This window comes from Saprospira grandis (genome assembly GCF_027594745.1).
Lineage (GTDB): Bacteria > Bacteroidota > Bacteroidia > Chitinophagales > Saprospiraceae > Saprospira > Saprospira grandis.
This window is the reverse complement of the sequence record NZ_CP110854.1, coordinates 3337958-3356604: the sequence shown is the minus strand read 5'-3', so window position 1 is coordinate 3356604 and position 18647 is coordinate 3337958. Positions and strand designations below refer to the sequence as shown.

Genomic DNA, 18647 nt, shown 5'->3' with positions numbered 1-18647 from the left:
AGGGGAAGCCCCAAAAAATAACAAAAAAGACTATAATTATTCCCATGAACTTAAAGAAATACAGCCCCCTTTTATTGGCGGCCTTGGGCCTAACGGCCTGTGGTGGCGGGGAAGACCGTGCCCTAGAATCTGCTATTCGGAAAGTCCTAAAAGATGGGCAAGTGACTACCGAAGAATGGCAAGATTTGCAAGCGCAATCGGCCAATGGGCCTTATTCGGATTGTGCAAAATTATTGACATTGGTCGAGAAAGTGAACGCCAATGTTCAGCAAAAAGCCGAGCAACTGCCTAGTTGTGAAGCCGTTAAGAAAGCGGAGCAAAAAACGGCCCTATCCTTTGCCCTATTTGTAGAAAACTCGAACAGCATGATGGGCTATTTTACGGGCAACACGGCCTTTAAGGATGCCATGATGGATTTGGGGAGTCGGATAGAGGAAAAGGGGAAAAAGAACGACTACTACTTTATCAATGATCAGCCGCATAAAATTGGGCAAGACTACGAGGAATTCATTCAGAAAATGGACCGTAAAACGGCCATAAAAGTGGGGAACATCCGTATTTCTAAGCTAGATGAAATGTTGGGCGAGGCGGTTCGGCAAGTGACCGAAGAGGGAAAAACGGCCATTTTGGCCTCTGACTTCATTTATGATGTGAATCGACAGAACCCCAAGGATGCTTTTCCCAAATTGAAATACTCGATTAAGGGGAAGTTGCAGAAATTGAGAGAGCAGGGCGATTATGGCCTACTTTTGCTCAAGATGAGCTCCTTATATGATGGCAAATACTATGATTATCAGGATCGGCCGACGAGCATTAAGGAAAAGCGGCCTTATTACATCTGTATTTTGGGCAAGAACGCTCAATTGCAAGAAATGTACTTGCATTATGATTTGAAGAGCATTCGGGGTTTTGAGGAAGCGATTATTTTTTATCAGCCCGATGGACAGGCCTATTATCATTCGGTTTTGGGGCAGAGCTATAAGGCGGGGCAATTTTCTCGGCCAAGAGGGCAAGAATTGATTCAGTCTATAGAAAAGCCCGAACTAGACAAGCGCAGTGGCCGCTTTGAGATGGCCCTCGCCATTGATTTGAGCAAATTGCCAGCCCCTGCTTCCTATGCTTTGGACAAGGCAAATTACTCGGTTGATGGCGGAAACTTTAGCATTAAGGAAATTTTGCCCCTAGCAACTGCTGAAATTCATAAAAATGACCAGCGATATTTGGGGACTGCCAGCCATATTTTTATTTTAGAGAGCTCAGAATTACCCAAAGATAATTTTGAAATTAAACTAGCACTCAAAAAGCAGTTGCCTGCTTGGGTAGCCGCTGCACATACGGAAGACGACCGTAAGATTAAGGAGCAAATGGATAAAACCTTGGGCCTTCAGTATTGGGTTTCTGGCATTTCAGAAGCCTTTAATGAATTGGGCGAGGATAACCACTATTTTCAAATAAAGCTTCCTGTAAGCAACTAAAGACTAAACAATGAACGGATTTTTTGCAAAAATGATCGAGCTGATTTACAGCTCACAAATGACCAATGACCTTTACGACAACAACATATATGGTGTAGCGGGTTTGGTGATGATTTTGGTGCCTGTTTTAGGGGCCTTGATTTTTTACTTTGGCTTTGACAAAGCGCGTTATGTGGGTTGGAAAGCCTGGGCCCTGAGTTTTTTGCTCAGCATTTTGAGCAGTTTTTTGATTTGTTGGCTTTGGCCACAATCGGCCATGGGCAAAGCGGGTTTAGACTATGCGAGTAGCGAGTACGTCTACTTTTCGGCCATCACCTCTATTTATTCGGTGATTATTTTTATGATTTGCACCTTTGTTCTCCGTTTTCGGACCACCAACCTCCTTCACTCTCCTTTTTAGACTTCAAACTCAAGGAATTCATTTAGATGGATTCAACTAAACACATTTTTCATGGATCGTTTATTTTTATTTTGTATTGGCGGAACGGGCGCTCGGGTTTTACGCTCGCTGGTCCATTTACTTGCTGCGGGGGTAGAGCTACCTGTCCGCGAATTGATTCCCATTATTATTGATCCTGACAAAGAGAACGGCAATGTCGAGCAAAGTATCAAATTGCTCAATGCTTATCAGGAAATACGAGACAAGGCTCATTCTGCAGGCAGTAGTTTTTTCAAGACCTCCATTCGCCGCCTCTCCGAGGTCGTTGATGGCGATATTGCTGGCCTGAGCAATGAGTTTCGGGCGGGTGCCCAAACGGGCGAGCGGCAGACCTTCAAAGACTTTTTGGAGTTTGACAGCATGGATGCGGCCACTCGTTCTTTGCTTCAGCTCTTGTATAGCGAGCGGAATAATTTGCAGTCGGACCTCAGTATTGGCTTTAAGGGCAATCCGCATATGGGGACCGTAGTGCTCAATAAATTTCAGGAATCGGCCGATTTTCGGGCCTTTGTCAATATGGTCTCGGATAACGACCGCATTTTTATTGTCAGTTCTATTTTTGGCGGAACGGGAGCCGCTGGTTTTCCGCTTTTGGTCAAAAATATCCGCCATCCGCATAGCGACTATCAAAGTAAGCAGGCCACCCTCAAGCAGGTCCCTTTGGGCGCCCTGACTATGCTCCCTTATTTTGGGGTAGAAAGCAAGCCAGGCAGCCCTATTCAGAACACCTTTATGGGCAAAACCAAGGCCGCCCTTTCTTTTTATGGCGATGATCTTCGGGGCATTAACAGCCTCTATTATTTGGGCGATGACAAACAAAAAGAGGTGGATAATCAGCCAGGGGGCGCTAGCCAACAGAACCGCGCTCATTTTGCGGAGTTGGTGGCGGCTTTGGCTGTTATTGATTTTGCCAAAATGCCTCAGGACAAACTGAAAACCAATGCGGAGGGCATTGCTTTGCAGCCTTCTTTTAAAGAATTTGGACTTTTGGTCGATGAGAGCAATCCCGATCAATTGAGTTTGCGCAATCTTGCGTCTAGCAGCAGGCAACAAATTGGTCCACATCTAATTAAAATGTACTATGCGCTTTTGTTTGCCAAAAACCAATTGGCCGAGTCGCTAGCCACCAAAAACCATCCCTTTGTCAAGGGCAGCACGGGGGTTCCGCTCAGCCCTTCCCTCATCAATGCGCCCTTTTTTGCCGATCGGCTCAACCCTTATTTCACTCAGTTTCAGGATTGGCTCATCGAATTGGCCCAAAATAGCCGCGCTTTTGCCCCTTTCAACCTACAAACCGAGGCCCTAGATGCCAAAGTGGTGGGGGTCGAGCAGCTCAAGAAAGGCTTTTTCAGAAAAACTTCGGATTGGGATTATGCCGTTTTTGAGGGCTACCTCAATGATGTAGAAAGCAATATGGGCGGACTCTCTGCCGAGCAAAAACTCTTGGCCCTCCTCTCTCAGGGAACCGAAGAGCTCTATAAAGAACGCATCCAAACGGGTTTGTTAGGTTAATTTTTTTGGGGCCTCCGCAGCAAGCTGCGGCGCTACGTTTCGGGGCTCGCAAGTCTGCTCGGCCCTTCGCTTTTCGCTGCGCTCAAAGCTTGGTCTGGCCTGACGGCCACCCCTGCACATCGCTAGGCCGTTTTGGCCCAAGGGCCAATATGGGCGGACAACAATATTTTAAACGACCATCACAAGATAGATACAAATGAATTTAAAAGAAGAAGTACTGCGTTTGCATTCGGCCAATCAGGTAGGCACCGACTGGCATGAAACGGGCAAAATGCACGATAGCCAAATTGAACAGATTAAAGACCCTTCTGGGGAACATCACAATATTGCCATTACCTCTATTCCTTCGCCTTTTGCGCGCATCCACCTCACAGAAAATGCCTTTGAGCGGGTGCACAAAATGGCCGATTTAGATCCCTCTCGCTTACATGGCAACAGCATCCACCACCGCCTTATTTCCGAGGCCCTAGATGTGGCCCAACTCTTTTTTGAGTATGATAATGTACGTGCTCGAAATATGGAGGTAGATATTGTTCGCTGGAATATTGAAGATAATATTGCCGCTCTCAATCGCAATCCCAAACATGCCGTTTTGGGCCATGCCTTAGAACTCTTTATTAAGAACTCGGCCCAAAACTCGGGACTTTCGCTCCTCCAAGATATTTATATCTTGCGCTGGAACTACCTACCCGTGGGCGGTACCTGCGCCTCTACCCTATTCTTTTCTTCGCCCAATATTCCAGACCCCAAAGAACAGGGCCAACAAATCGTCTTTGGAGAAGATAGTTTATTTGACAATAGCTTTTGTCCGCTCTACAATCGAGAAAAAGACTTTATTCGCTACCTCTACCAATTGTTTTATCGCTATCCTAAGCTAAAACAAACCGCCAATCTGATGTGGAAATACATGGAGGTCAGCCTGCGCCAAATCAACCGCACCGATCCCGATCTCTTTAAAGAGCTCAAGGCCCTAGAAAATAAACTGGAAGATACCCTGCGCCAAGATATGGACCGCAGTTATAGTATCGCCAATTTTGCTGGCCCCAATACCCAAATCGAAATTCTTCCCGATGTCGTTTTGTACAAACGCAAAGAGGGAGAAAGCAGCGCAGAAACCGACTTTGCCATTGGCTCCTTTAGCCAGCCTGGAGAGGTCAACCAAAAATATAGTCAGCTGCATCCCGACCAAAAAGTGCCGCTTCTTTTGCAAGATAAATTGCAAGCGAGCCTGCTCTATATGGGCAGCCGTTGGCGCTTTGAGACCAAGGTTCCCCCTGTGGACCACAAGCCATTGCAAGAGCGTCAGCTGCCCGATATTAACAATAAATACCCCTATCTCACTATTTCTGATTTCCTAGAAGACTATCTACTAGAGCTGCCCTTTGAGGCCGAACAAGATAGCTTCTTCATGGGGCATTTACTCAACTTTAACCTTACCGACCGAGCACAGGCCATTTTGGGAGACCGCCACTTTGCCCTCCCTATTAAGCCTCTGTTCTTCTCCTTTTTCGAGCCAGAAGACCTGATGCGGCAACTGCCCGATGGGCGGCCCGTCTTTAGTATCGAAAAACTGAGTAGCTCTTCTTTTAAGGTCAATCTGCGCCTACCCATTAGCAAAAACAATCAGTTTTTGAACCTAGAGCGCATCTATTACCGCAATGCAGAACCCCATATTGATGCTCAGCACAATGATGGCGCTATCCGAAGCAGCCAACTCAACCTAGCCATTATGCCGCTGCTCCAAACAGCCAAGCATCTTCGGGTCGGTTTAGTCGATATTGAACATAAAGATTATGAAATCAAGTTCTTTAAGGCCAGCCAAGAGGTCCACCTGCAAAATGTAAAAGAACAAAAACGAAGCTTAGGCAGCACTGGCGCTCTAGCTAGCTCGCAGTACTTTGCCCTACAAGAGCCCTTTGACTATTTGCAGCTTACTCAAGAAGGCCGCTATGCTGCCATTATTTTGCCCAAATGGCGCAAAGTAGCCAACCAAAGTAAGTCCTTTAGCTTTGCAATTGACTTTGGGACCACCAATACGCATATTGAATACTCAGAAGGGCATGGTAACCCCAAAACCTTCGATATTGGAAAACAGGATGCTCAATTGGCCCAACTCAACAACCAAGAGTATCGCCTGAGCTTCCCTGAACTCAATAGTTATTTCCTCAAAGAGCTCCTTCCTCTAGAAATTGGTGGAGAATACCACTTCCCCTCTAGAACGGCGCTCACAGAACGCCAAAACCTAAACTGGCAGCAGGCCGCACAAAGTTATTTAGACTATAACCCCACCCTCTATTTTGAACAGGATAGTAGCCTGCCCCAATCTAAAATCATTACCAACCTCAAATGGGGAGACCTAAGCGGAAATTCCGATGAGGGCCAAAGAAGAGTGCGCGCCTACCTCGAATCACTGATGTTTATGATTCATAATAAGGTGCTGCTCAATGGTGGCGACCTCAATAAGGTCGAACTCCTCTGGTTCTACCCCTCTAGCATGAGCCGAAGAAGCAAAAGTGAGCTCCGCCGAAATTGGGAGGACCTCGCCAAAGCTTACCTTGGCCCCAATGCCAAAATTAGCGACCTGCCCGAATCTGAAGCCCCCTACTACGAACATGCAGATACCGCTATCGGTAGCCAACCCTCTGTAAATATCGATATTGGTGGAGGAACTACCGATGTACAAGTTTTTGAAAAAGGACAACCTACTTTCCATACCTCTTTCCGCTTTGCCGGAGATACCCTCTTTGGTAATGGCTATGGTAGACAGCAATCCTTAGAAAATGGCTTTGTCAAGGCCTTCTCTAGCCAAGTAGAAAACTACCTAGATGCCAATCCCGAACTGGGCCGCTTTATGAGCGTCTACCAACAGCTTAGCGATCCCGCCAAAGGACGCTCTGCAGACCTCAATAGCTTTTTCTTCTCTCTAGAAGGCAATATCCGCAATACAAATCCTGATCTTCACTTCTCTTTTGCCGAAAAACTTCGACAAGATGAAGACTTTAGTATTGCTTTCTATACCTTCCACTTGGCCATTTTATACCATACCGCCTGCTGGATGAAAGCTCAAGATCTAGCGATGCCGCAGTATATTTTCTACTCAGGGAATACCTCCAAAAGCTTAGACTATTTGGATAATGACCCCAGAAAAGAATTACTAGAAGAATTGGCCGGACGAGTCTTTGAAAGAGTCTATCAAAAAGAATATGACCGCATTCGCCTAGAGTTAAGAGTAAGTAGCCAACCAAAAGAAGCCACTTGTAAAGGCGGACTCAAACTTCTTCGCCACCAAAACCGCAACAGTGGGCGAATTTCTTCTACCGTTCTTTTGTCTAGCCATGCTATGTTGCTCGGAGATCGCACTGGTCCCCGCCTCACTTATAATCAAATGATTGAGGACCAAGAACGGAATTTCAAGGAAGGAGCCCTCAAGTCTTATCTAGATTTTGTCGACCTTATTCTAGATCTCGGCTATGAGTTCCGCTGGTCCGATTTGGGCATCCCCGTCGGAAAAATCCAAGACTACAAACAGGTCCTTTCTTATAATCTAGAGGCTTTCTATGAAGCCGGACTTAGAGAACGGCTCCAACTCACTGATCCCGCAGACCTCATTGAGGAAACTCTCTTTTTCTATCCCCTAGTTGGGGCCCTGCACCGCCTTATTCTGGAGATTGGAAATAAGCGCATCTAAATACAATGGAGCGCTGGCCCTGAGGGCTAGCGCTCTCCCAAACCATAACCCTATGTCAAAATACAAAACACTGCTATGCGCTGCTTTTCTGCTCCCAGCTAGCCTTTGGGCCCAACAAACAAGCTGGAATCCACAAGAGCAAACAGCCATTATTGAAGAAATAAAAACAAGCTGTAATTGTCAAGTTGATGGCTTCAATTTGGTCGATGTCAGCACTATTTTTAAACAATCTTTTGGCGCTGAAGGAAAAGGTAAGGGCAATAATATTTTATTAGGCGCTTACCAAAGTTTAAAGCTACACGAATGGAAGCCCAATACAGATAGTAGCTTTTGGGCCCAAAAGCTAAAAGACTACCCTAGCGCTAATAACAAATGGGATAGCATTTTTCGACAGCCCACGATTGCCCTTCTCCGAAAAGAAACAGAGCAACAAAAACTGGCGCAAATCCTGATTTGCCAAAGCATAGAAAAGATACATGCCTACTACCTTCAACATCCAGAAGAGCTGCAGGCAGCTCCCGCTCAACGAGCCTACTACCAATCACTCACTAAGCTAGAACAAGCTCCAGTAAAAGCCGAAAAACCCAAGGCAAAGACAGCCCAAGCAGAGGCCTCCACGGGCTTACCCTATGGCTGGATTAGCGGCGGTTTGGCTATTGGCTTTTTGTTGGGCCTATTTATTGGCGCCGCCGTTCGACCAGCTAAAAAGAAGGAAGAAAAGAGCAATTTTGCCAGCCCAGAAGAACAGCTCCAAAGTAAAAATAGACAGCTCCAAAAAGAAGTGGCCGCCGCTCAACAACGATTGCAAAGTGCAGAGAAAGATATTAAGCGGTATAAACAAGAAATTGAACGGCTGAAAGATGATTTAATCGCCCAAAATCGAGAAAAACGGCCTTTGCAAGAGCATAAAACGGAGCCATCTCCTACTCCTCAAAAACCTAAAATGAAAGCCTACCTCAACGCTCCCCCCGATCCAAAAGATGGACTATTTTACGGCCAAGACATTAGCCAAACGCCTAGCCCTACTAGCCTTTTTCTACTAGAGTATGTAGATGAACAGAGCCAAGAAGCTAGCTTTAGTCTGCGTCTAGAACCTGCTGTACTCGCTAGAGTAAATACCGACCATCGAAATTATTTACGGGCCTCTGCCGATATTTATCAAGATGGCCAAATCCCCCCTCATGCCAAAATCACCCCCGGCCTATTGGTCCGACAGGGTCAAGGTTGGCGAGTAAAGAAAAAGATGATTATCAACTGGTAAAATGATAAGCTGCTGATTTTTTCGGCAGCTTTTTTTTGGTCCTCCCCAAAGAAAGTCTCCAACAAAAGCCAACTAGGCTAAAAAGTTGCTAACTAATCAAAAACAACTGATTTTCTAAGCTTCAACCTTTCCCTATGAGCAATCCCACAATCAGAAGAAATGACCAAGGTCAGGCCGTCAAAAGTCTGCAGCAGCAACTTAGTCAATTGGGCTACCCTTTGGTGGCCGATGGTCTTTTTGGCGCCGTGACCGAACAGGCGGTCAAGAAATTCCAGAAAAAAGAAGGCCTTTGGGCCGATGGTGTTGTTGGACCAAAAACCTGGGCCAAAATCAATCAACGAATCAACCAGCATCCCCAAGCTTTTGACCCAATTGTCGACCAATATCTAGATTTAGGCCCCGGCGAGTATATCCATAGCAGCAGCAAAAAAATTGGCGTTTGTTTACATCATACGGTTTCTGGGGGCCGGCCCGAGCGGGTGGTGGAGGTCTGGAAAGCCGACCGCCGAGGCCCTGTAGGCACCCATTTTGTCATCGGCAGAGGGGGCGCCTCGGGCAATGCCGAAAGCGACGGAAAAATTGTGCAATGTATTCCAATCGATGCTTGGGCCCACCATATTCTGAGCAAACGCATGGGCTTTTCCAATGAGCACAACATTTTGGTCAATCAATCTTATGTGGGCATTGAGCTTTGTAGCTGGGGCATTTTGGAGAAAAAAAATGGCCGCTACTATGCTTTGGGCGGCAAAATTGAGGTGCCAGCCAATGAGGTGGCCATCTTGCCGCAGCCTTTCCGAACCTATACATATTGGCATAAATACAGCCCCGCCCAACTCGATGCCCTCTATCGGCTGTTGGTGGTTTTGGGCCAAAAACTCCATATCAATTATGGCCAAGATGGCCCCATGAACGACTGGTTTGAACTGAGCTGGGAGGCTATGGCCCTCCGCCGAAAACTCTGCACCCACACCAACTTTGAATACGGCAAATTTGATACTTTTCCGCAGGCCGAACTCATCAATGTCTTGCAAAAGGTCTATCGCCTATTTAAATAACAAGGGCTTCTAAGGAAGAACGATTTTAATCGTTTTTCCTTTTTTTTGGGGCTGCCCCTTCCGCTAGGTTGAAACCCAGCGCAAAGCGGTATCGCTTTGCGAAGCTATACAAAATGAGGGTTAAAACCCTCATGAATTATCGCTCGGGTCGGGCTGTCTCGCAGCTCGCTGTTCGCTCGGCCCTTCAGCCGCCTTTGGCGGCTTCGGTCTGGCCTTCGGCCACTGCTGCCCATCCCTCAGCCGCGGGCCTTCGGCCCTTTTTACTGTAGGTTGAAACCTACAGCAACAGCGGTATTGCTGCGCAATCCTTTATTAAAAAAGCAAAGCCCCAAACTCCCGTTTGGGGCTTGGAGTAACTGGTTTTTATTTTTTTACTTTGGGCAGTTGTTCCCAAAAGATGCTTGCTTTATGTTTATCATCTACCTTCAACCCATAGTTGGGTATAGGATTGAACTTAGTAGGACCTGTTAAGTGGTTTTGGAGGAGCAGGCTTTCGATTCCTTTGGGATAAGAACTTAACTTGACCTCCATTTTTGCTAGGTAATCTATTTTTATTTCGGGGTTCTTAATATCAAAGGATATTGGCCCTATACTTACTGAAGAGCCAAAGTATTTGCGGATTTCTTCTAATAGATAAAAAGGAATATCATCCTCATCAAGCGTCGATAAAGCAGTGGTGTCTATCCCCAATATAGAGAATAGATCAATCTCGGCACGAACGCTAAATACCCAATAGCTATCCATGCTATTTCCATTCCTTTGGCGTCGAACAGTATCTGATGTTAGGCTATGAATTTTCATATTGGCTATATTAGCCCCTCCTACAATGACGGGGCTTTTGCTCTCATCAAAAGAGAGAAACGCAACTTGCCGAAGGCTGTTACCTACTCCGGGGGCTATCCCATATTCATATTTTAGTGGAAAACCAATAGTCACTTTATCAAAGTGAGCAAGTCTTTCTTCTCCTTGAAGTGAAAATGTTATTGGCATTTGGGCCAAGTTGTAAACAGCATCTATAGGCTCTAAAAGCAGTGGTTTTGCTCCCTGACAACGACTTGCTCGAATTGCTTTTTCCCATTCTTTGGCTGGCGATAAGAGCACTACCGCACTATCTGCCAATTGCTTAATCTCTTCAGCTAATAAGTTATGGAAAGGATCTACTCGTTGAAAATCTTTATCGCCCAGAAAATCATCCCAAACTTCTGTGGTAAAATCTTTCATATAAAGATGATCTTCCTTGGGGTCGATTTGATCCATTTTAGCTAAAAAATAGTCTTCTAAAAGAGGTATTTTTAGCCCAGTTGCTGTCGATGCTGAAAAAAGATAGCTTAGACTAGCCTTCCATCGCTTTTTGTTTAGACAGTAATTGCTAATATTAGGATCTTTTATACTGGGCTGTAGTTTTTCAAACCAAGCTTCAATTTTTTCTTTTAGCTGTATAATGGCCACTTCTCGACTTGGCTGGCTTTTGCGTAATCTAGGATCAAAGCAACTACTTAACCAATCTGGGGGATAGAGTTCTTTACCTGCTGGAGGAGCTCCTTCTACCCACTCTTGTTTTTGAAAATCATAAAACTCCTGAAGAAAGAGATGGGTACTAAAGGCTGTAGAAAGCTCTAGGCTATTTTCAATCTTTACCACTAATTCTCGTATGGAGTATTGCTTGCTACTATCTAGTTGAGCAGCCAATTGTTTAATGAGTTCTGCCCGAACAAGAGGATGTCCTGTATTTCCTTTTCCTAAAAATTCTATTAACTCCTTGGCAGAAATATAGTACTCTACACCTTTGGCTAATGCAGTTGTTTCTTCTGAACTCTCTATGACATGAAGCTTGTTCAAAATATTACTGTTGCAATACCTTAGAACTTCATTGAATCTAGCCAGTTCTTCTCGGTAAGTAGAATCTGCTTCTTTTTTTTCCTCTATTTCTCTCTCTTTCTTCGCCTCCAACTCCTCCTCCGTCAAAAAGTCGTCTTTGGCCAAGGCTTGGTCCAAAATGCTTTCTAGTTGGTTTGGGGAAAGGACATAGTTTTTAAAGTCTAGGGAAGTTTCTATTTGTTTATGGTCTGATCTGCCATCTTTGCTAGCAGCTTTTTTTTCATAGTTAGCAAAAATAGCTTCGAGTTCTTCTAAAAAGGCTGTAGGTGATTTTTTGTCTGCAGCTTGTACGCTAGCATAAAGTTCGTCTTCAAGCTCTTTGATAATAGACTTTCTTTTTTTGTAAGTAAAAAGGTTGTAAATACCACTCAAATCAGATTGAGGGGAGCTGGTTTTCCAAGTTGCAGCTCCTCTTACATTAGTTTTTGCTTTTTTACAAGTCTTCTGCATATCTACACAATAGGCTTGAAATAATTGCCAAAATTTATCCTTAGGAATATCCTCTTGCTTAAGGGCCAAAAATAGCTGCTCCAAATTGGCCTTATCCATTTTGAGCTCCGGCTTAAAGGCTTTTAAGCCCTCTTTGGTCTTGAGCAAAGCCGCCTTTAGGCTCGGGCGATCAGGGTCCTCTGCAGGAAGCTCCTGATAAAGCGCATAGAGCTCTTGATATTGGGCCAAGGTTTCTTCATAAAGGGCTGTATCTTCTTGATACTGCTGCTGTTTTGCTAAAAAAAGTTCTCGTTGGTTCATCTGTAATAGATTTAGGTGGCCAAAAAATAAACTGGATAAGAGAAAAATGGCTAATGCTTTCATCGCTTTGTTTTTGTGTTTACCTAAAAGTAGTAACTTTTATTTGTAAACGCAAAACAAGTTTGGATTTTTGGCTGCAGAAATGGCCGAAGGCCATTCGGCCTAGCGATGTGCAGCAGTGCGGCGCAGCCGCAGACCAAGGCCGTCAGGCCGCAGGGCCGAGCGAACAGCGAGCTGCGAAACGTAGCGCCGACGACCGAAGGGAGGCGGAGGCCCCAAAACAACAAGTCTTAAAGAAAACAAAAGAAGGATAAGAGCGCCCACTATTGCGAAAAAAGTTGCATCTTCTAGTGGATCCCCTTTATCTTCTTTCATTAAAACGAAGCCAATGAAAAAATACCCATTATGGCTATTATTTAGCCTTTTAATTAGTACCCAGATGTTTTCCCAAAACTATGAAAAGGCCTGGCTAGAGATTGACTCTTTAGATAGGCAGGGCTTGCCGGAATCGGCCCTTAAAAAGACGGACAGTTTGCTGCAAATTATTCGAAAAGCAGAGGCTGGACCAGCTCGAACGGCGCATTATGTCAAGGGCTTGTTGTATTACAATAAGTTTCAGGGCAGTTTAGAAGAGGACGGTTTAGTGAAGTCCATTTATCGCTTGGAAGAAGAGATGCAAAAGGCCGAGGGCAGTGAAAAAGCGCTCTTGCAGTCTATGGTGGCTCAGCTTTATCATGAGTATTTGAGCAATCACTATTATAAGTTCTCGGATCGGAGCAAGGTGAATGATTTGGAGCTCCAAGACATTCGGACTTGGGATATTGAGCGAATTACGGAGCAGGCATTTGCTTTGTATTGGGCTTCTTTGTCGAATCCAGCGGCCTTAGAGTTAGAGTTGGGGCAATTTGCGCCCATTTTGTCTCGGACAGATTTTGATGCAGATTTGCAGCCTACGCTTTATGAATTATTGGCCCAAAGAGCCCTCAATTTCTTTGAAAATGAGAACAGCTATTTGAGTCAGCCCGCTTATCAGTTTTATGTGGAATCGCCTGCGCTTTTTGCTGTTGGGCAGGAGTTTGTTGGGCAAAAAATTGAGAGCAGAGATAGCTTTTCGCATAAATGGCAGACCTTAAAACTGTATCAGAAAATTGTGGCCAGATCGCTAGAAAGAAAGTCGCCTTTGGTCCTCTTACAGTTTGAGTTGCGTCGCTTAAAATGGACTTATTCACAATCTATTAATGCGGACAAGGATGCGCTTTATTTGGCTGCTTTGACCGCCTTGGAAGAAAAATATGAGGGACAGGCTGCTGTGGCCGAAATCATTTTTGCCAAAGCGACTTATTATAAGCAAATAGGGCAGGGTTATTCGCCTAGTCAGCCAGATCCAAAGGCGCGTTGGGCCTTAAAAGTGGCCGATTCTATAGCCACAAGCATTATTGCCGATTACCCCAAGAGTTTTGGGGCCAAGCAGGCGCAAAGCTTAAAGGTAGAGCTGGCGCAAAAGTATTTGCAGCATAGAATAGAGCGTTATTTGCCTTTAAATCAGGCGGGCCTCATTCGTTTGGATTATAAAAACTTGAGTCAGGTTCATCTGCGCCTCATCAAGTTGAGCGAGTCGGAGCTAGAGCGTTTTCAGGAAATTCGCTATGAATATCAGGAGCAAATAGACTTTTTGGCCAAAAGAGATCCCGTATATAGCCAGTCTCATCAGTTAATTGACTCTGGAGATTTTCAGATGCATGGCACAGAGCTCATGATTCCCGCCCAAGCGGATCCAGGCATTTATGTCGTTCAGCTTTCGGCTAATGCAGACTTTAGTTATGCCAAGAATGCGAATAGTATTGCTGTGGTTCAGTTGACCAATTTGGGCCTCATTCAGCGGCAAGAAAAGGGCCTCTATGAGTTTATTGTCGTTAATCGCTGGACGGGAGAACCTCAAAAAGGAGTAAAAGTAGAATTTAGAGAGCGACAATATAATAGCTTCAGCAAAAAATACAACTGGAAGCGCCTGAAGTCGGTGCTTACAGATGGAATGGGCTATGCCTTGAGTAAAAACATCAAGAGAGATGATGATTACTATAGCTATAACATTCGGATAGAGAAAGGGAAAGACTTTCTTTTGCCAGAAAGCAGCTTTTATAATTACGATTATGAGGAGCCTAGAGTGAATGGCAGTACAGAAATTCGATTTTTTAGCGATCGGGCCATTTATCGCCCCGGACAGACCATCTACTTTAAGGGCATTGCCTTGTACAGCAAAGGCGAGCAGTATAAGGTCGTCAAAAATCAGGAATATGCCATCTCGCTATTTGATGTCAATGGGCAGAAGCTAGAAGAGCTCAGACTTACCACCAATGAATACGGTAGCTTGCAGGGCAGTTTTACGGCTCCCACCACTGGCTTAATGGGACAAATGACCATTCGGAATACGAGCCTAGGCTACTACAGTAGCCACAGCATTCGAGTAGAAGAATACAAGCGTCCCAAGTTTGAGGTCAACTTCTTGCCTCAGGAAGAAGCCTATAAACTCAATGATCAAGTTACTGTTTTGGCTCAGGCAGAAGCCTTGGCGGGTCCTGCTATTAGTGAGGCCAAATTTAGCTATCGAGTAGTCCGAGAAGTGCGCTTCCCCTATTGGCGTTATTGGGGCTGGAACCCTTGGTCGGGCCAAAGCCAAGAAATTACCAAAGGAGAAGGCGTAACAGATGAGAAAGGAGTGGCCAAAATTGAATTTGAGGCCGTTCCAGACAAAAGCATCAGCCTAGATAAGCAGCCTGTTTTTAACTATACCATTTATGTAGATGTAACAGACATCAATGGAGAGACCCGTTCTAGCCAAACCTCTGTTCGAGTAGGCGCCATAGCCTTAGACCTCTCTGTTGACTTGAAAAGCGAGTTGGACCAAGGGCAAAAGCTAGGCAAGCTAAAACTCAATAGCCGCAACCTCAATGGTGGTTTTGAGCCCGCTCTGCTCGAATTGAGCTGGGAGCGCCTAGAAGAGCCCGAAAACATTTATGTTAAGCGCCAATGGGAGCTACCCGATTATTACAGCTTGGGCGAGCAGGAGTTTAAGGCTGCTTTTCCACATATTGCCTATAAGCAAGAGGACCAAAGCCGCAACTGGAAGGTGCTCAAAAAGCAGGCAAAAAGCAGCATCAATACCGCAGAGCAAAAAGAAATTGATCTGCAGAAATTGCTCAAGAAGTGGCCCACAGGCTACTATCGCCTGAGCGTAAAAACTACCGATAAGTATGGCCAAGAGATTAAGCTAGAACGAGAGTTCCGCTTGTTTAATAGCCAAACTAAAAAAGCAAGTGTACAAGATATTCTCTTTGCCAACCAAAGTAGCTTTACCGTAGAGCCAGGCGAAAAGATTGAATTTGCCCTAGCTTCAGCTACAGATTTTCCCGTACTCTTCGAGTGCGATCAAAAAGGGATAGGCATTAGCCAGAGAAGCTGGTTGCAATTAGGCGAAAAATGGAACAAACAAAGCTATACCGTTAAGGAAGATGATCGGGGCAATCTCTATTTCCGTCTAGTCGGCCTGCGCTATAACCGCAGCTTTAGCCAACGTATCAATGTTTATGTGCCACATAGCAACAAAAAACTCAATATAGAGCTCTCTACCTTTAGAGATAAGTTGCAGCCTGGCCAAGAAGAACGTTGGGAACTTAAAATTACAGGACCCAATAAGGCCGCTGCAGAAGCAGAGCTTGTCGCCTCGCTCTATGATGCTTCTCTAGATGCTTTAGTCAGTCATAATTGGGGCTTGTCATTGTATGGCGCTTATTATGGCAGCAGCAACTGGTCCACCAACTGCATGTCTGTAGAACAAGCTAGCCTAGTAGCCGCCTTCGACTGGAACCTCTCTTATAGCTACCCTAGCCACAAATGGAGTAGCCTCAACTGGCAGGGCTTTTCTTTCTATGATTGGGGCTTTAGCCCTAGAAGAATGTATAAGTCTCGTTCTAGAGCTACAAGAGCTGCGGGCCGTGCAGAGAAGAAAGAAGCAGAAGTGTTTGGAGAACCTGCAATGGAAGAAGCTATGGTCGACGACTTTGCAGAAAAAACAGCTCCCCCTCCCCCCACCCCTATTACAGATAGTGGACTAGCCGAAGCGCCCGAAGAGCCCAGCGACAAAGATGCAGGAGACTTAGGAGACGTAAAGGTCCGTACCAACCTCAATGAAACCGTCTTTTTCTTCCCTCAGCTGCGCACCGATAAAGAAGGAAATGTCATTTTGTCCTTTACCATGAATGAGGCCCTTACTCGCTGGCGCTTGATGCTTTTGGCCCATACAGAAGACCTCAAAGTAGGGCAAAAAGAGGCCTTTGTACAGACGCAAAAGGACCTTATGGTGGTCCCTAATGCCCCCCGATTCTTCCGCCAAGGCGATAAAATGGAGTTTTCGGCAAAAATCAACTCTTTGGTAGATAAGGAGCTAGAAGGCGAAGCCCAATTGCTGCTTTTTGATGCCTATAGCATGCAAGCGATTGATGCCGAATGGGCCAATAAAAACAATCGCCAAAGCTTTAGCCTAAAGGCCAAAGGCGCTATGGCCCTAAGCTGGGAATTAGAGGTTCCCAGCAACTGGACCACTCCTGTGGTGCATCGAATTGTTGCCAAAGCTGGACAATTTAGCGATGGAGAGGAAAGTAGCTTGCCTGTTTTGAGCAACCGTATGTTGGTGACCGAAAGCATGCCCCTACCCGTTCGAGGAAAAACCAATAAAAACTTTGAGTTTAAGCGTATGCAGGAACTCAGTAAGTCAAATACCCTCGAACACTATAGCTATACTTTAGAGTTTACGCCTAATCCTGCTTGGTATGCGGTGCAGTCGCTCCCCTACCTCATGGAATACCCCCATGAGTGTAGCGAGCAGTTGTTCTCTCGCTATTATGCCAACAGTTTGGCCGCTAATGTGGCCAATTCACATCCCAAAATTAAGCGAGTGTTTGAGGCTTGGAAAGCCGCTGGCTCTAAAGCTCTAGAAAGCAATTTGAGCAAAAACCAAGCACTCAAAAATGCCCTTTTGGAAGAAACCCCCTGGGTTTTGCAGGCCCAATCAGAAGCCCAACAAAAGAAGCATCTAGGCGTTTTGTTTGATCTCAATCGCATGGGCCAAGAACAAAAACAAGCCTTGCGCAAATTGGCCGATCGCCAGCTGGGCAATGGTGGTTTCCCTTGGTTCCCCGGTGGCCGAGATAGCTGGTACATCAGCCAATATATTGTAGAAGGCATGGGCCATTTGCAAGTGATGGGCGTGGCCCAAGAAAATGAGCCCATGAGCCAGGATATGATCATCAAAGCGGTTCAGTATATCGATAATGAATTGCTCGATCATTACGATCGCTTGCAGGCGACCGCCAAACGCCAAAAAGATCCAGAAGCTTACCTCAAAGAGGACCATCTGGATTATATGGTGATCCATTATTTCTATGCCCGCAGCTTTTTCCCTAAGGTGGAGTTGAAAAGCCGCCGCCTAAGAGAGGCTAGAGCCTATTATACTGGACAAATGCAGACTTACGCCCTCAAGAAGTCAATTTACATGCAAGGTATGATTGCCCTTGCCCTACACCGCGACGAAAACCTTCCCGAAGTACAGCAGAGCATTATCAAATCCTTAAAAGAACGAGCCCTCAAATCGGAAGAAATGGGCATGTACTGGCAGTCGCCACATGGCTATTTCTGGTACGAATTGCCCATCGAACGCCATTGTTTGATGATCGAACTCTTTGATGAGGTGGCCAATGATCAAGAAACGGTGGAAGCACTCAAAACTTGGTTGCTCAAGGCCAAGCAAACGACGCATTGGAAAACCACTAAGGCAACCGCCGCCGCCTGTTATGCCCTCTTGGCCCGTGGAGAAAACTATTTGGTCGATAGCCAACCCGTTGATATCAAATTGGGGGGAGAACTACTGGACCAACAAGCCTTGAATCCCGAGCCTGGCACGGGCTACATCAAAAAACGCTGGTCGGCTAAGGAAATTCAACCGAAAATGGCCCAAGTAGAAATCAAAAATCCCAATGCTTCTGTGGCTTGGGGCGCGATCTACTGGCAGTATTTCGAGCAACTCGATAAGATTGAAAGCTTTGAAGAAACGCCTTTGCAACTCAAAAAGCAGCTCTTTAAGCAAGTAAAAGGCGATCGAGGGCTAGAATTACAGCCCATCACCGCCGAAAAAGGCCTAGAAGTAGGCGATTTGGTCATGGTCCGCATCGAACTTCGTGTGGATCGAGATATGGAATATGTCCACCTCAAAGACCAAAGAGCCGCCGCTTTTGAGCCTACCAATGTGCTCAGCCAATATAAATACCAAGGCGGCTTAGGCTATTACGAAAGCACCAAAGATGCCGCTACGCACTTCTTTTTCTCTTATCTGAGCAAAGGAACCTATGTCTTTGAATACCCTGTTCGAGTGGCCCAAAAAGGCGACTTTAGCAACGGAATTAGCAGCATTCAATGCATGTACGCCCCCGAGTTTTCTTCACATTCTCAAGGTATCCGCCTAGAAGTAAAATAAACAAGGCCCTTTAGCATTTTTTACCCCTCATCAGCATCTTCTGATGGGGGGTATTTTTTTGGG

At 45.5% G+C, this 18647-nt stretch carries 8 protein-coding genes; 7 read left to right on the top strand and 1 reads right to left on the bottom strand.

What is annotated here, in order from left to right; translation table 11 throughout:
• Positions 1-44 precede the first annotated feature (44 nt).
• From OP864_RS13210 to OP864_RS13185, 6 genes are all read left to right on the top strand, one after another.
• Entirely contained in the window at positions 45-1475 is a 1431-nt protein-coding gene (locus OP864_RS13210; RefSeq protein WP_270098631.1) for a hypothetical protein, read from the top strand.
• 10 nt (positions 1476-1485) lie between these two features.
• The gene (locus OP864_RS13205) at positions 1486-1875 is read left to right on the top strand and encodes a hypothetical protein (protein ID WP_270098630.1); all 390 of its coding nucleotides are present in this window, start codon (positions 1486-1488) and stop codon (positions 1873-1875) included.
• Positions 1876-1926: 51 nt separating this feature from the next.
• Entirely contained in the window at positions 1927-3426 is a 1500-nt protein-coding gene (locus OP864_RS13200; protein WP_270098629.1) for a hypothetical protein, read from the top strand.
• Between the two features lie 196 nt (positions 3427-3622).
• The gene (locus OP864_RS13195) at positions 3623-7114 is read left to right on the top strand and encodes a hypothetical protein (protein WP_270098628.1); all 3492 of its coding nucleotides are present in this window, start codon (positions 3623-3625) and stop codon (positions 7112-7114) included.
• A 52-nt stretch (positions 7115-7166) separates the two neighbouring features.
• On the top strand, positions 7167-8375 hold the full coding sequence (locus OP864_RS13190; protein WP_270098627.1) for a hypothetical protein: 1209 nt from the start codon (positions 7167-7169) through the stop codon (positions 8373-8375).
• A 134-nt stretch (positions 8376-8509) separates the two neighbouring features.
• Positions 8510-9430 (top strand): peptidoglycan recognition protein family protein, encoded by a 921-nt coding sequence (locus tag OP864_RS13185; RefSeq protein WP_270098626.1) that lies wholly within the window; start codon positions 8510-8512, stop codon positions 9428-9430.
• Positions 9431-9793: 363 nt separating this feature from the next.
• Here the strand turns inward: OP864_RS13185 and OP864_RS13180 are convergent, their stop codons facing one another.
• Positions 9794-12121 (bottom strand): hypothetical protein, encoded by a 2328-nt coding sequence (locus OP864_RS13180; protein ID WP_270098625.1) that lies wholly within the window; start codon positions 12119-12121, stop codon positions 9794-9796.
• 325 nt (positions 12122-12446) lie between these two features.
• Here OP864_RS13180 and OP864_RS13175 point away from each other — a divergent pair, with 325 nt between their 5' ends.
• Positions 12447-18584, top strand: coding sequence for an alpha-2-macroglobulin family protein (locus OP864_RS13175; protein ID WP_270098624.1), 6138 nt, complete (start codon positions 12447-12449; stop codon positions 18582-18584).
• Positions 18585-18647: the final 63 nt, after the last annotated feature.